This window comes from Paenibacillus sp. RC21 (assembly GCF_044907935.1).
In the GTDB taxonomy this organism is placed as follows: domain Bacteria; phylum Bacillota; class Bacilli; order Paenibacillales; family Paenibacillaceae; genus Paenibacillus; species Paenibacillus terrae_A.
Genome location: NZ_JBIYCS010000003.1, coordinates 520,197 through 532,982, shown reverse-complemented (window position 1 = coordinate 532,982; position 12,786 = coordinate 520,197). Strand labels below are relative to the sequence as shown.

General features: G+C 47.3%; 15 protein-coding genes, 6 tRNA genes and 1 riboswitch. Of the genes, 6 read left to right on the top strand and 15 right to left on the bottom strand.

Annotation, left to right across the window (positions count from 1 at the left end; translation table 11 throughout):
* Nucleotides 1–18: 18 nt before the first annotated feature.
* Nucleotides 19–194: riboswitch (cyclic di-AMP (ydaO/yuaA leader) on the bottom strand.
* Nucleotides 195–353: 159 nt separating this feature from the next.
* Nucleotides 354–536: a hypothetical protein gene (locus ABIA61_RS12225; RefSeq protein WP_404529652.1), complete on the bottom strand. Its 183-nt coding sequence runs from the start codon at nucleotides 534–536 to the stop codon at nucleotides 354–356.
* 125 nt (nucleotides 537–661) lie between these two features.
* Between ABIA61_RS12225 and ABIA61_RS12220 the strand changes: the two genes are divergently transcribed.
* Complete coding sequence (locus ABIA61_RS12220) at nucleotides 662–1,147, top strand: glutathione peroxidase (RefSeq protein WP_404580792.1); 486 nt, start codon at nucleotides 662–664, stop codon at nucleotides 1,145–1,147.
* A gap of 153 nt (nucleotides 1,148–1,300) precedes the next feature.
* On the opposite strand, the gene ABIA61_RS12215 is transcribed toward ABIA61_RS12220, so the two are convergent.
* Nucleotides 1,301–1,383 (bottom strand) — tRNA-Leu (locus tag ABIA61_RS12215).
* A gap of 262 nt (nucleotides 1,384–1,645) precedes the next feature.
* Between ABIA61_RS12215 and ABIA61_RS12210 the strand changes: the two genes are divergently transcribed.
* Both ABIA61_RS12210 and ABIA61_RS12205 read left to right on the top strand, forming a co-directional pair.
* A complete protein-coding gene (locus ABIA61_RS12210) occupies nucleotides 1,646–2,335 on the top strand; it encodes an urease accessory protein UreF (RefSeq protein ID WP_349361957.1) in 690 nt (229 codons plus the stop codon).
* Nucleotides 2,336–2,687: 352 nt separating this feature from the next.
* Nucleotides 2,688–2,909, top strand: a complete 222-nt coding sequence (locus tag ABIA61_RS12205; protein WP_134910706.1) for an XRE family transcriptional regulator — start codon at nucleotides 2,688–2,690, stop codon at nucleotides 2,907–2,909.
* A 127-nt stretch (nucleotides 2,910–3,036) separates the two neighbouring features.
* On the opposite strand, the gene ABIA61_RS12200 is transcribed toward ABIA61_RS12205, so the two are convergent.
* The 6 genes from ABIA61_RS12200 to ABIA61_RS12175 form a co-directional block, all read right to left on the bottom strand.
* Entirely contained in the window at nucleotides 3,037–3,420 is a 384-nt protein-coding gene (locus tag ABIA61_RS12200; protein WP_014280376.1) for a helix-turn-helix domain-containing protein, read from the bottom strand.
* 96 nt (nucleotides 3,421–3,516) lie between these two features.
* Nucleotides 3,517–3,891: a helix-turn-helix domain-containing protein gene (locus ABIA61_RS12195; protein WP_283655066.1), complete on the bottom strand. Its 375-nt coding sequence runs from the start codon at nucleotides 3,889–3,891 to the stop codon at nucleotides 3,517–3,519.
* A 185-nt stretch (nucleotides 3,892–4,076) separates the two neighbouring features.
* Entirely contained in the window at nucleotides 4,077–4,532 is a 456-nt protein-coding gene (locus tag ABIA61_RS12190) for a MarR family winged helix-turn-helix transcriptional regulator (protein ID WP_283655065.1), read from the bottom strand.
* Nucleotides 4,533–4,695: 163 nt separating this feature from the next.
* Nucleotides 4,696–4,778, bottom strand: a tRNA-Leu gene (locus ABIA61_RS12185).
* 15 nt (nucleotides 4,779–4,793) lie between these two features.
* Nucleotides 4,794–4,869, bottom strand: a tRNA-Lys gene (locus tag ABIA61_RS12180).
* 81 nt (nucleotides 4,870–4,950) lie between these two features.
* Nucleotides 4,951–5,022, bottom strand: a tRNA-Glu gene (locus ABIA61_RS12175).
* A 245-nt stretch (nucleotides 5,023–5,267) separates the two neighbouring features.
* Here ABIA61_RS12175 and ABIA61_RS12170 point away from each other — a divergent pair.
* Together ABIA61_RS12170 and ABIA61_RS12165 are read left to right on the top strand one after the other, a co-directional pair.
* A complete protein-coding gene (locus ABIA61_RS12170) occupies nucleotides 5,268–6,026 on the top strand; it encodes a DeoR/GlpR family DNA-binding transcription regulator (protein ID WP_044644752.1) in 759 nt (252 codons plus the stop codon).
* Nucleotides 6,027–6,073: 47 nt separating this feature from the next.
* Entirely contained in the window at nucleotides 6,074–6,946 is an 873-nt protein-coding gene (locus ABIA61_RS12165) for a Cof-type HAD-IIB family hydrolase (protein ID WP_404580791.1), read from the top strand.
* A gap of 129 nt (nucleotides 6,947–7,075) precedes the next feature.
* Here ABIA61_RS12165 and ABIA61_RS12160 read toward each other — a convergent pair.
* From ABIA61_RS12160 to ABIA61_RS12150, 3 genes are all read right to left on the bottom strand, one after another.
* Nucleotides 7,076–7,164, bottom strand: a tRNA-Ser gene (locus tag ABIA61_RS12160).
* A gap of 1 nt (nucleotide 7,165) precedes the next feature.
* A tRNA-Asn gene (locus tag ABIA61_RS12155) sits at nucleotides 7,166–7,241 on the bottom strand.
* A gap of 44 nt (nucleotides 7,242–7,285) precedes the next feature.
* The gene (locus ABIA61_RS12150) at nucleotides 7,286–7,786 is read right to left on the bottom strand and encodes a SprT family protein (protein WP_283655063.1); all 501 of its coding nucleotides are present in this window, start codon (nucleotides 7,784–7,786) and stop codon (nucleotides 7,286–7,288) included.
* Nucleotides 7,787–7,946: 160 nt separating this feature from the next.
* Here ABIA61_RS12150 and cmpA point away from each other — a divergent pair, with 160 nt between their 5' ends.
* Nucleotides 7,947–8,081 (top strand): cortex morphogenetic protein CmpA, encoded by a 135-nt coding sequence (cmpA, locus tag ABIA61_RS12145; protein WP_007429337.1) that lies wholly within the window; start codon nucleotides 7,947–7,949, stop codon nucleotides 8,079–8,081.
* Between the two features lie 101 nt (nucleotides 8,082–8,182).
* On the opposite strand, the gene ABIA61_RS12140 is transcribed toward cmpA, so the two are convergent.
* The 4 genes from ABIA61_RS12140 to alr all read right to left on the bottom strand — a co-directional run bounded on the left by ABIA61_RS12140 (nucleotide 8,183) and on the right by alr (nucleotide 12,717).
* A complete protein-coding gene (locus tag ABIA61_RS12140) occupies nucleotides 8,183–10,405 on the bottom strand; it encodes a Tex family protein (RefSeq protein WP_404580790.1) in 2,223 nt (740 codons plus the stop codon).
* A gap of 182 nt (nucleotides 10,406–10,587) precedes the next feature.
* Complete coding sequence (locus ABIA61_RS12135; RefSeq protein WP_007429335.1) at nucleotides 10,588–10,938, bottom strand: type II toxin-antitoxin system PemK/MazF family toxin; 351 nt, start codon at nucleotides 10,936–10,938, stop codon at nucleotides 10,588–10,590.
* A gap of 6 nt (nucleotides 10,939–10,944) precedes the next feature.
* Nucleotides 10,945–11,226 carry a CopG family ribbon-helix-helix protein gene (locus ABIA61_RS12130; RefSeq protein WP_007429334.1) on the bottom strand — a complete coding sequence of 94 codons (282 nt, stop codon included), beginning with the start codon at nucleotides 11,224–11,226 and terminating at the stop codon, nucleotides 10,945–10,947.
* 294 nt (nucleotides 11,227–11,520) lie between these two features.
* On the bottom strand, nucleotides 11,521–12,717 hold the full coding sequence (gene alr / locus ABIA61_RS12125; protein ID WP_283655061.1) for an alanine racemase: 1,197 nt from the start codon (nucleotides 12,715–12,717) through the stop codon (nucleotides 11,521–11,523).
* Between the last annotated feature and the right edge of the window lie 69 nt (nucleotides 12,718–12,786).

The window sequence follows — 12,786 nt, the reverse complement described above, 5'->3', positions numbered from 1 at the left end:
GGCTGCACACGGCGGTTTGTTGCCTCTCCCTGTACGCTTACGAGGTTAGCTGTCGGATTCGGACGTGAGAGTCGCCCTATTTCTGACACTTGGCCAGAAAATTCACCCCTTGAGACACTCGGCCCTTTAAAAGCCGCATAGATCTCGTTTGGTTCCCCCGCTTTTGCAACTGCAAAATTCAGCGCTATAGACAATTCGTTGCTGCTTCATTCACTTAATTTGAAATTACGTCTTGAATCATACACCCGCGCAAGGAACACTGTAAAGCTCACCTGCGGGGTTATAAATCGGTCTTTGGAGCATAAAAGATTAATAATAGCGCTTACAACACAAATATCCTTCTCCCAGCTCCTTCAATCTCGGTTTTTCATCCCTTTTCGAAAATGAAGAGGCATGTCAATATTGGCGTATGGGGAGCATTTTTTGTCCTTTTTTTGTAAAAGAGAAAGGAAAAGTGCTGTATGTACCTGATAAACGCCGATTGAACCTGTTTTTACCATGAGAAACACCGCTATTTGCCCCATTTGCAGTGCCATTTGCCGTTTTGGACAAAATACGATTTTACAGCAGCAGACGGCGCATTACATCTATTTATAGACTTGCAACTCTTCGTTAAATTGCTTACAATTTAATTGTAGAATATCAAATTAGGAGGAAAACCATGACCGTTTATGAACATGATGCACAAACCCTGCAAGGGAAAGAAATTCCGTTGTCCACATACGAAGGAAAAGTACTGCTCATCGTGAATACAGCCAGCAAATGCGGGCTAACCCCCCAATACAAGGCGCTACAAGAGCTATATGACCAATACCATGAGCGGGGTCTTGAAATCTTAGGGTTTCCCAGCAACCAGTTTGCCAAGCAAGAGCCGGGTTCCAGCGAGGAAATTTCGGAGTTTTGCCAGATCAACTATGGAGTTACATTTCCGATGTTTGCCAAAATAGATGTCAATGGCGATCAGGCGCACCCTTTATTCCGCTACATCACCCAAACAGCTCCGGGCGTATTAGGCTCCAAAGCAATCAAATGGAATTTTACTAAATTTTTGATTACACGCGAAGGTAACGTATTTAAGCGCTATGCCCCACAGACAACTCCGGATAAATTGGCGGGGGATATCGAGAAGCTCTTGCAACAAAGCTGACAGGTCCATCCCTGTTCACAAGCAGCCAATCCAAACGGCTGCTCCTGTGGCTAGGAAAAAGGGATATTTTAGTTCGGCTTATATAACAAAAAAAAGCATCCAATCACGTCAAAAACGTGTCAGGATGCTTTTTTAACTGTGTCTTGCATGTAATGCGGTCGAGAGGACTCGAACCTCCACGGGCGTACGCCCACTACCCCCTCAAGATAGCGTGTCTGCCATTCCACCACGACCGCAAATTCTAATGTTTTGAGGCAACAGATTTATTATACTCCCTTGTATTCTATTTGTAAACATAAATACAATAATTATTTTTATGTCAAATAAACTAACATATAAAAGCTATAAAAATATTTAATTTGACATATCAACACTATGAGTGTAAATATATATTACATAATATCTCTAATTTTTTTCTGAATTCATTTTTAAAGTCATTTAATATAACATAAATATTCTACTCCAAGGAGGCGAACCGCATTGCACAAAGGCAATCGTTTGCTGAACTACGCATTGCTGTTGGACCCTTCCCTGCCTGTCGGTGGCTTCACTCGTTCCTACGGGCTGGAGGAGCTGTTTCGCAATGGCCGCTTAACCTGTTTACAAGACCTGGAACACTATGCACGCACTGATCTGCTTCCTCAGTTCACATCCCTCGATGGCATGGCTATCAAAAGCCTTTATATTGCCGTTCAGCAAAATGATGGTTGGCGTATCGCCCTCATTGATAAAATGCTGCACGCCCAGCGCTCTTCCCTACAACACGTGAAAGAGTCACGCCTATCCGGCCAACGCCTGCTTAAGCTCGCCAAAGCCTTGTACCCTTGGCTTGAATTCGACCAACTCGAAGCTACACTCATCCAATACAATGCGATTGGTACACTTGCAACCGTTCATAGTTGGATTAACGTTTCCCTTGGAAATGATGTAGAGCAGACCATTCACGGCTACCTTGCCGCAGCAGTGTCCTTCTGTGTCGAAGATGCTTCCAAGCTGCTTAATCCCCCTTATGAGGAAAAGAATCCTGTTATTCAGCGAATGACCAACGAGCTTCTAACCGCATGGAAACAATTCAACACCCCAGAGTCTGAGCCAACCGCATTTCAGCGTGGCCTTCTGCATAGGCATTGGTCCAGCTCCTACATTGCTCAGCCACCCTATATGAGCAGCAACCACCAGCGCGGGTGAAATTCACTGATTCCTTTGTCCGGCCCCATTATACGCCTACAGCATCCCCCTGATGCCTGTTTTCACCAATCCAGTACCAACGACAAAAGCACTCCCACCACTTTTTCCAGTGGCAGAGTGCTCTTTTTATCCAGAATACAACTGCAATTTCACACAATTAACAGGCTCCAGATGGATTATCCAGACATCCATCACTTAATTAAGTTATATTTTTATCTGAATTACGTATTTTAGATTGTAAAAACACGTATAAACGTGTATCATAGTTTTAGATGGTTAATTCTAACATGTTTACTGATGATTATTATAACACACCAATTATTCCGCAAGAATCCGTAAGGGGCGATTTCACTTGAACAACAAAATGCCTGTCACCTCCTTAGGGTGGGCCATCAAACAAAGGCTTGTCGAACTTCGGCTGGATCAGAAAACATTTTGTGAAACGCATAACATCCCGCCTTCACGCTTGTCCAATCTGATTCACGGCACCCGCAAAGCACAAAGGTACAGAAAACAAGTTGCTGCAATCCTCAACATCGACGATAACGATTATAAGGAGGCATCACCACTCTGAAACCAACGATGTGAGCGTCCCCCAAGCATGCGGCACGCTATAACATCGGCAACCCAAATAAACTCGTCAATCGAACCCGTCGGTCCGTTTTACGGGTTTTCAACCTGAGTGATCTTTAGCGAGAAGATCATTCAGGCTGTGTTTTGTCATTCTCACCTTTTTGCTTACGATATTTCGCAAATTCCACATATTCTAATATGAAATTCTGTTCTTCTGTATCCAGATCCTCTGCCTGGCAATTCAATGGCCCCATCACTCCAAAAAAATAAGCAGCCTTCTGCTCCTGAAGTACACCCTCACCCGGTTTGACGCCTTTCATTAACCAATCCAGCGATACATTAAAAAAGTCCGAAATCTGGATTAAATGCATCGTTCCCGGCGTTGTTTTACCTCTTCTCCAGTCTCCAAGATTACCCGAGCTGATTTTGAGCTTTTCACAAAACGCCTTCTTCGTCATTCCCCGATCCTTAATCAAGGCTTCAATTCGCTGATAAATCGTTTGGTCTCCCAAAATTATCCCCTCCGACACCCTAACTTTTTCTTGAACTATTCCCAAAATTTCAACCATACTTATTCGGTTATCATTACTTTAATATTCCGCACCCGATTATTCCGTAGTGGAACCTTCCTGCCTTTTCTCTTTACGAAAGCGGGTAAATTCAATATACTCAAGTATAAAATCCTTTTCCACCTCGCTAAGCGATTCCCCCTGGCAATCCAGTTGCCCTGAAACTCCAAAAAAATAAGGGTCTCTCGACTCCCTCAGCGCCTCACCCTGCACATTGCGCCCCAACATGATCCAATCCAGACTGGCATTAAAAAACGAAGCGATTTCAATGAGCTTATTCGTGCCTGGCGTCGTTTTTCCTCTTTTCCAGTCCCCAAAGTTCCCTGTACTAATACCCAACTGCTCGCAGAACGCTTTTTTTGTCATTCCACGTTCCTTGATAAGTTCTTCAATACGTTGGTAAATAGATTGCATAGAAGTTCCTTCCTCCCCAGCAGACTCTCAAATAACCATATCATGTCCCCTGTTCCCATTTCAAAGATCACGTGTGCCAAAATTGCCGAATTATGTATGTTGGCTTTCATTATACCACAATATGCAACAAAAACCGCCTATTTTCCGAAGAAAATGGCGGCCCTCAGTCAGCTCGTGTACACCCATTACAAATTATAGTTGTCAATTTTAAGTAGAATCTGCTTCAATTCGTTCAAAGTTTCACTCAAGTGTGATAAATCTTCTTCTGGCAGAAGCACCAGTCTCTCTTGAATTTTATTGGAAAAGGTATGAAATACCTGTTCACAAAAAGCATCGCCTTCTTCTGTAATCGCCACGTTCACGACTCTGCGATCCGAGTCACACGACTGGCGGTCAGCCAACCCAAGCTCCACCAGCTTGTCCAGCAGAGGAGTCATGTTCGGGCGTGAGACATTAAGTAGTTTGGACAAATCAGATACCGTAGACAAACGCACTTCTCGCAGCAACAGTAATGCCTGAAAGTTATTAGGCGACAAATGTAATGGGAAATCGAGCGGACCGTAGGTGAAAAATTTCTTCTTCACCATTGGAAACAAGCCCAAAATATTTTCTGATATATTCCCTAACAGTTGAGTGTCCATATTTTTCACCATCACTTCATCAGTTTATACTTATCATTCTATAACATTATGGCTTTATATTATACTATGGAATCATTATTTCTTCATAATAATTACTTTATTACATTACTGCACAAACAAAAAAAAGCCTCTACTACCAGAGACTTTTCCGTTTATTCATTGATGCGGTCGAGAGGACTCGAACCTCCACGAGCATACGCTCACTACCCCCTCAAGATAGCGTGTCTGCCATTCCACCACGACCGCATAATAAAATATAAATGGTGAGCCATGAAGGACTCGAACCTTCGACACCCTGATTAAAAGTCAGGTGCTCTACCAACTGAGCTAATGGCTCATGCTGTTCATCCAAGATGTCCGCCATCAGACTTCAGGAATTTCCCTTAAGCATATAACATGTAGTCCATAAAGACAACAATGACCCGTAGGGGAATCGAACCCCTGTTACCTCCGTGAAAGGGAGGTGTCTTAACCGCTTGACCAACGGGCCGCATTTTTAAACACCAACTTGGCGACAAGAAAGAGTATATCAAATAGAAGAATGAATGGCAATACTTATTTAAAAAAATTTAAAACAAGTAGTTTACCGAAAATTAAACCGCATTTTCACTTACGTAAATTTGCTCTTTTCACATTAATCAGAAGCATAAAAAGAGATTATATTGCAAAATAACTTAACTTTACTTATAATCACTTACATAATACCGAAATCATTTTGAACACAAGGAGCTTTGTATGTATCAAGAAGAACGGATGCTAAAAATTGTGGATTACCTACAGCTTCACAAGCGTATTTCGGTGGATGATATTTGTGAATTTTTTAATGTATCACGAGATACGGCCCGCCGGGATCTGGTAAAGCTAGAGGAGCACCAGAAGATTATTCGAACCCGTGGCGGTGCCCTTCTGCCTACACTGGATCATGAATTAACCAGAAACTATAAAGAGAGACTGCTCACCGTATCCGCAGAAAAACAAATTATCGGACAAATAGCTGCCAATATGGTTCGTGACGGAAATCGCATCATACTCGACTCCTCCACCACTGTGCAGGCATGTGCCGAAAGACTCCATGTACAGGAGTGCTCGGTCATTACCAATTCGATCAATCAGGCTGATGTTCTTTCCGAAAAGGACGGCGTTTCCATTCATCTGCTCGGCGGACGCTTGCAAAAGGAGCACCGTTTTGTCTACGGTTCCTCCGCCATCGCTACCCTGTCCCGCTATTTTGTAGACAAAGCTTTTGTTGGGGTCGGGGGCATTTCTCTCCATGGACTGAGCATTAATCATGAAGAGGACGGTATGCTCAAGCACCAAATGATGAAACAGGCCGATCAGGTGATCATTCTTGCGGATCACTCCAAATTCGGCAAAAACCTTTCTTACCGCTTTGCCGATTTATACGAGGTGGATATCGTTATCACCGACCGCTTGCCAGACCCGGCCATGCTGGATGTTTTTCGCCGTCATGATGTTGAAATTATTGTTCCGTAAAGGAAGAAGTTGCATGAGACATAAAGAAGAAGACAGGAGATGGAGAAATGAAACTGTTTGCGATTGATTTGGATGGAACGCTGCTAAACGACGAAGGAAAAATAAGTAAGGTGAACGCGGACGCAATCCGCAAGGCACAGCAGCAAGATATTCAGGTAACCATTGCCACGGGCAGAGCCGCTTATGATGCCTGGATCAAGCTGGAGGAAGCAGGACTTGTCACCCCCGTCATCGGGGCAAACGGCGCGACCGTACACGATGCACAGCGTCGCCAGCTAACCTCTACGCCTATGGACCGGAATGAAACGTTTGAAGTGCTTAGCTGGCTGCGCGAAAACGATTTTTATTATGAGGTCATGACAGACCGCGCTATTTATTCTCCACAAAACGGTCATCAGCTACTGGCTGTTGAAATGGATCGCCTGTTAAGCGCCAATCCGGATATTTCGCTGGATGCTCTGTTACATGCAGCCGAAAAACAATATGAACAGACCGGACATACCCGTATCCCCTCGTATGAAGACATTCCGCTGGATGTAGAGATTTATAACGTGCTGTGCTTCTCCTTTGATCAAGCCAAGCTGAACCGGGGTCGTGAGCGTTACCGGGATTTTCCCGGCCTGAACATGGTCATTTCCTCAGACCGCAACTTCGAAGTCGAGCATAAGGATGCTTCCAAAGGAAACGCACTACGTTATCTGGCAGATTATTTGAGTATTCCCATGGAGGAAGCCGCAGCGGTAGGAGACAGCTATAACGATATTTCCATGCTGACAATGGCAGGTAAAGGCATCGCTATGGGCAATGCAAATGACGACATTAAGGCCGTCTGCTCTGAAGTTACCCTGACCAATGTAGAGAATGGCGTAGCTCATACTCTCCTAAATATACTGGATCAACTTCCGAAGCCGACCTTTTAAACTAAAAATTCACATGCTGTGCCACTTTTTAGATCATCGTTATTTTCAGAATCGAATATAGACAAAAAAAGACGCTCGCAAGCATCATCCGATGCATACAAGCGTCCTTTTTCTGATTTGAAAAACCAACGGAGAGAGAGGGATTCGAACCCTCGCACCGCTTTCGCAGCCTAACCCCTTAGCAGAGGGTCCCCTTATAGCCACTTGGGTACCTCTCCATGGCTCCCCGAACAGGACTCGAACCTGTGACAACTCGATTAACAGTCGAGTGCTCTACCAACTGAGCTATCAGGGAACATTACTGTAAATTATCATACAGTATATTTAATTTACCATGATTCAGGGGGTGCCGTCAAGTGCCAGCAGACGAAGTTTACCTCCGCATTTGCCGCAGCGGTAACGCTGGGGGTTCATTTTACGCTTCCGCAAGTATTCCTGACTACATGAGGCGCACACCAGCTTGTAGCGATAGGGCTGCGGCTTCCGTTCCGCTCTCCCCGGTAGAGTTTGGCAATGCCTGCTCCCTCCTACACGGGCCAACCATGCTTTGAAATCCGCATCTCGGTGCTGGTAGCCCATCCCGCGCAAATGCAAATGATAATGGCACAGCTCATGCTTAATAATTTTTTCCACCTCGGGCCGCCCGTAGGCTGCAAGCTGATGCGGATTAATTTCAATATGATGGCTTTTCATAAAATATCGACCGCCTGTGGAAGACAGACGCGAATTAAAGCTGGCACGATGGCGAAACGGTACGCCAAAACTCTCCATTGAAATGTGCTCCACCCATTCCTGAAGCTCTTCCTCGCTCATGGAATTGCTTATGGACTTGGACTCCATCCTTCCCCAATCCCCTCCTTTGCTCCATACTGCCAAGCATATTACAAAATAGCGTCCAAAGTCTAACCCTCAATTCATAAGCCATTCAATTGATAAGCACACTTTAGGCACCCACCCCATATGCTAAACATACAGATGTAACGCAGAGGAGGAGATTGGCTTGCCTCAATGGCTCAGCAACCAGCTTATGCGGGCCTTTTACAAAAAGGACCGGCGCCAGATCAAACTGTTGAATGACTGTTGGTTTTTTTATCATAAAGCACCGGGTGTAGAGTTTGATGCCAACAATGGGTAGAAGTTCAGGGCAGTAAAAAATGAAGGCCGGAATCTCCGAAGTGGTTCGGAGATTCCGGCTTTTGTTATACCCTAAAGGCGGTTATACGGATTTGTAGAGTATTATGCCTGCGATTGCGCTTCTGCCGGAGCTTTCATCGTCAGACCGACCCTGCCTTTTTTCAAGTCTACATTCAGTACCCACACGGTTACGTTATCACCAACGGATACGACATCCATCGGATGCTTGACGAAGCCGCTGCGCAGCTGCGAAATATGAACCAATCCATCACTCTTGATGCCGATATCGACGAACGCACCGAAATCAATTACATTGCGGACGGTTCCCTGAAGCTCCATGCCCGGTGCCAGATCCTCGATCTTGAGCACATCCTTACGGAATACAGGCAACGGCAGCTCGTCACGCGGGTCGCGGCCCGGACGCTGGAGGCTGTCCAGAATATCCTTCAACGTCGGCACGCCGACTTCCAGCTTCGCGGCCAGTTCGTCAATGTTGGACACGTTCAGCGCTTCCATCGCAGCCTTGGTGCCCAGATCGTGGGCGCTGATGCCCAGTTCAGCCAACAGGCGGTCTACGACAGCATACGATTCAGGGTGAATCGGCGTGCGGTCCAGCGGATTTTCTCCACCCGGTATACGGATAAAACCAACCGATTGCTCGTAGGTTTTCGCGCCAAGACGCGGTACCTTTTGCAACTGACGACGGTTGTTGAATTTGCCGTTTTCCTCACGGTATTTCACGATATTTTTGGCAATTGTCGAGTTAATGCCCGCTACATAGGACAGTAATGCCGAGGAAGCGGTATTCACATCCACACCGACATGGTTAACTGCCGATTCAACAACATCCTTCAAGCTTTCATCCAGATGCTTCTGTGACACATCATGCTGGTACTGGCCTACACCAATGGCCTTCGGCTCAATCTTGACCAGCTCGGCCAACGGGTCCTGCACACGACGTGCAATGGATGCCGCGCTGCGCTCAGCCACGTCCAGATCCGGGAACTCCTCCTGCGCCAGCTTGGAGGCGGAATAAACGCTCGCGCCTGCCTCATTGACGATCAGGTACGCTAGGCTGCTGTCGCCAATATCTGCGATGACTTCAGCCACGAATTGCTCTGTTTCACGCGAAGCCGTTCCGTTACCGATGACGATCAGCTCAATGCTGTATTGGGCAATGAGCTGCTTGAATTTCTCGGCAGCCTCACGCTTTTTGTTGTTCGGCGGTGTCGGATACGTCACCGCGACTTCCAGCAGCTTGCCCGTATCATCTACGACCGCCAGTTTGCAGCCTGTCCGAAACGCCGGATCGACACCGAGCACACGGCGGCCCTTGATCGGGGCCTGTAACAGCAGGCTCCGCAAATTGCCCGCAAAGATAGAGATGGCCTGCTGCTCGCCCTTCTCTGTCATTTCAGCGCGCACCTCACGCTCAATAGAGGGTGCGATGAGCCTTTTATATGCATCCTCAATGACGTTGCGCAGCAGCTCTTCCACGGCGGATGAGCCTTTAATCACTTGACCTGCGACGTAATTGTGAATCGAATCGGGCGCTACCTCCAGTCCGACCTTGAGAATGCCTTCACGCTCTCCGCGATTAATCGCCAAAATACGATGAGGCGGCATTTTCTTAGCCAGCTCACGATAGCTGTAGTAATTCTCGTAGACAGACTCTTGCTCTGCATCCTTCGCTTCGGAGGTTAGCATGCCATGATCCAGTGTATATCGACGCACCCATTGGCGAATACCCGCGTCGTCCGCTATATTTTCCGCTAAAATGTCCAAAGCTCCTTGTATTGCCGCCTCAGCGCTGTCCACTCCCAGTTCCGCATTCACATAGGACTCAGCTTCCTTCAGAGCATCACCCTGCTTCGGCTGACTCCAGATCCAGATGGACAACGGCTCCAGCCCCCGTTCCTTCGCCACACTCGCGCGGGTTTTGCGCTTTTGCCGATATGGACGGTACAGGTCCTCCACTTCCTGAAGCTTAACCGCAGCAGTGATGGCAGCCTGAAGGTCTTCTGTCAGCTTGCCCTGCTCATCAATAATGCGAATGACCTCTACCTTGCGGTCCTCCAAATTACGTAAATACAGCACACGATCTTCAATTTCACGCAGCTGATTTTCATCCAGTTCCCCAGTCATTTCCTTACGGTATCGTGCGATAAAAGGAATCGTATTCCCTTCATCCAGCAAACTGATCGTCGTCCGGATTTGCTTGAGTGCCAGCGACAGCTCTCTCGCCACTTGTTTGACAATCCGCTCCTGGCGTTCTGCTTCGTTCGGCTCCTGCCGGACTTCCATCTTCGTTTCCTCGTTAGACAAAGCTATCCCTTCTTCCTTACAACTCTTGTCTTTCATCATGTCTTTCATTATCACAAAAAAAGAATCAAAGCGCCAGCACGTAACGATGAGGCCAGGCCCAGCCTGCATTTTTCATCGGACACGCAAAAGGACAGCGCCCACGCGCTGCCCTTTTCCCGTTTCACTCGTCGTTCCAAAAATGCCTAAAAATCAATCAAACCAAGACTGATTTGTAGCGAATCGCTCACTTTGCGCATGGTTTCTTCATCCAAATGGGTGATTTTGTCGGTAAGCCTTTGCTTGTCAATCGTCCGAATTTGCTCCAGAAGAACGACAGAATCGCGATCAAAGCCATGCGTCGCCGCGTCGATTTCCACGTGTGTGGGTAGCTTCGCCTTTTGAATCTGGGCGGTGATGGCCGCCACAATCACGGTGGGACTGAACCGATTGCCGATATCATTTTGGATGATCAGCACAGGTCTGACGCCACCTTGCTCGGAACCGACTACGGGTGAAAGGTCTGCAAAAAAAACGTCGCCGCGCTTTACGATCAATATGGATTACACCCCGCTAACTGTACGGCCCAAGGTGCTGTTTGCATCTTCCTCCGCATGAAAGGCTTCGGAGGCCATGGTCAAGTTAATTTTAGCCATCTCCATATAACCACGCTGCATGGCTTCACGAATGTAACGTTTCTTACGTTCGCCCACATACAGCTTCATGGCCTGCCTGATAAATTCACTACGGTTGGAATTTTCCATGGCTACGATCCCGTCCACTTCCTGCAAGAGATGATCCGGCAAACTGATCATTATTCTTTTGGTGTTCTGCAAATTGGCCAACTTCTCTTCCACCCCCAAAACCTTGTCGCCATTGTACCATTATAACGTTATTCCCGGTAATTTATTCAAACGGAATACAAGAGAATGTATATGATATTCGTATATCATCTATGCTGTATTCCATTATAAACTACGCAGTTCGTTTTCGTACAGGCGTTTGATCCCCGAAATACAAGTGTCAGCGGAGCCTGATGCGTCGTTTTGACAGTTACAGCGCTCTTTTCTTTCCTTTGTACATATTTCGGGACGTTCTGCGAAAACTCCTGCTTTTATCCGGTAATTTGCGTCATGAAATTAATCCCAGCGGGTTGGAAGAAGCGAATTCACTCGAACGACAGGAGTATCTCCCCGTGTATAAACACGCGGCACCCTGTGTGCGATCATGCAGATCACCTCATAGTGGATGGTACCCAGCTTGGATGCCAGCTCATCCGCCGCAATCGTTTCGCCGGACTGCTGGCCGATGAGAACAACCTCTTCGCCGATTTGAATTTCTTCCGCATCCTCTGCGAAAGATTGTAAGGATACCATACACTGATCCATGCAAATGGTGCCGAGCACCGGGACGCGGCGGCCGCGTATCAATACTTCGATGTTCCCACTCAGCATGCGGGAGTATCCATCCGCGTAGCCAATCGGCAGTGTGCCAATTCGTTCTTCCTCAGTGGTCACGTACCGGGTGCCGTAGCTAACCCCCCAGCCGGGAGGGAGCGTCTTGGTGTAAACCACTGCCGTCTTTAATGACAATACAGGCAGCAGCTCAATGGCTTGCCGGTTAACCTCATCGGACGGATACAGGCCGTATATACTGATGCCAATCCGCACCATATTGGGGGAAAGCGCAGGGGTATCAATGGTGGCCGCGCTGTTGCCCGTATGTATAATGGGAATGGTGATGCCTTGTTCCCTTAGCGCCTCCGCCACGCCCTGAAACCGATTATACTGTTGCAGTGTATAGCTTTTGTCTTGTTCATCCGCGCGGGCAAAATGGGTGTACATGCCTTCCAGCAGCACTTGCTCCAACTGGTGAGTCTGCCGGACAAAGGCAACTGCCTCTTCTCCAGGCAGCAGGCCCAGTCGTCCCATGCCGCTGTCTATTTTGATGTGCACCTTCAGCTTGCGTTCGCTTCCTTTGCGGTCCAGTCTGCGGATACCCTCCAGCACTTCTTCACTGAACACAGTCAGTGTAATATCATGCTCCCAAGCCGTCTGCACAGCTTCGGGCAGGGTATAGCCGAGTACAAGGATAGGCAGTCTGATCCCCGCCTGCCGAAGCTCCAGAGCTTCGTCCAGAAAAGCGACGCTCAAGTAATCCGCACCAAGGCGTTCCAATTCCTTTGATATTTCCACGGCACCGTGTCCATAGGCATTAGCCTTGACACAAGCCAACAACAGCTTATCCGCTGGCAATGCCCTGCGAAAAGCCTCATAGTTGGCGCCAAGGTGATTCAGGTTGATTTCGGCCCGGGTCGATCTGTATTGTGCTTGCAAAATCCAGTCACCTTCTTCAATTGTTAGCCTGTAACATAGCCTCTTACCATTCGAAATGGCAAAATCCTT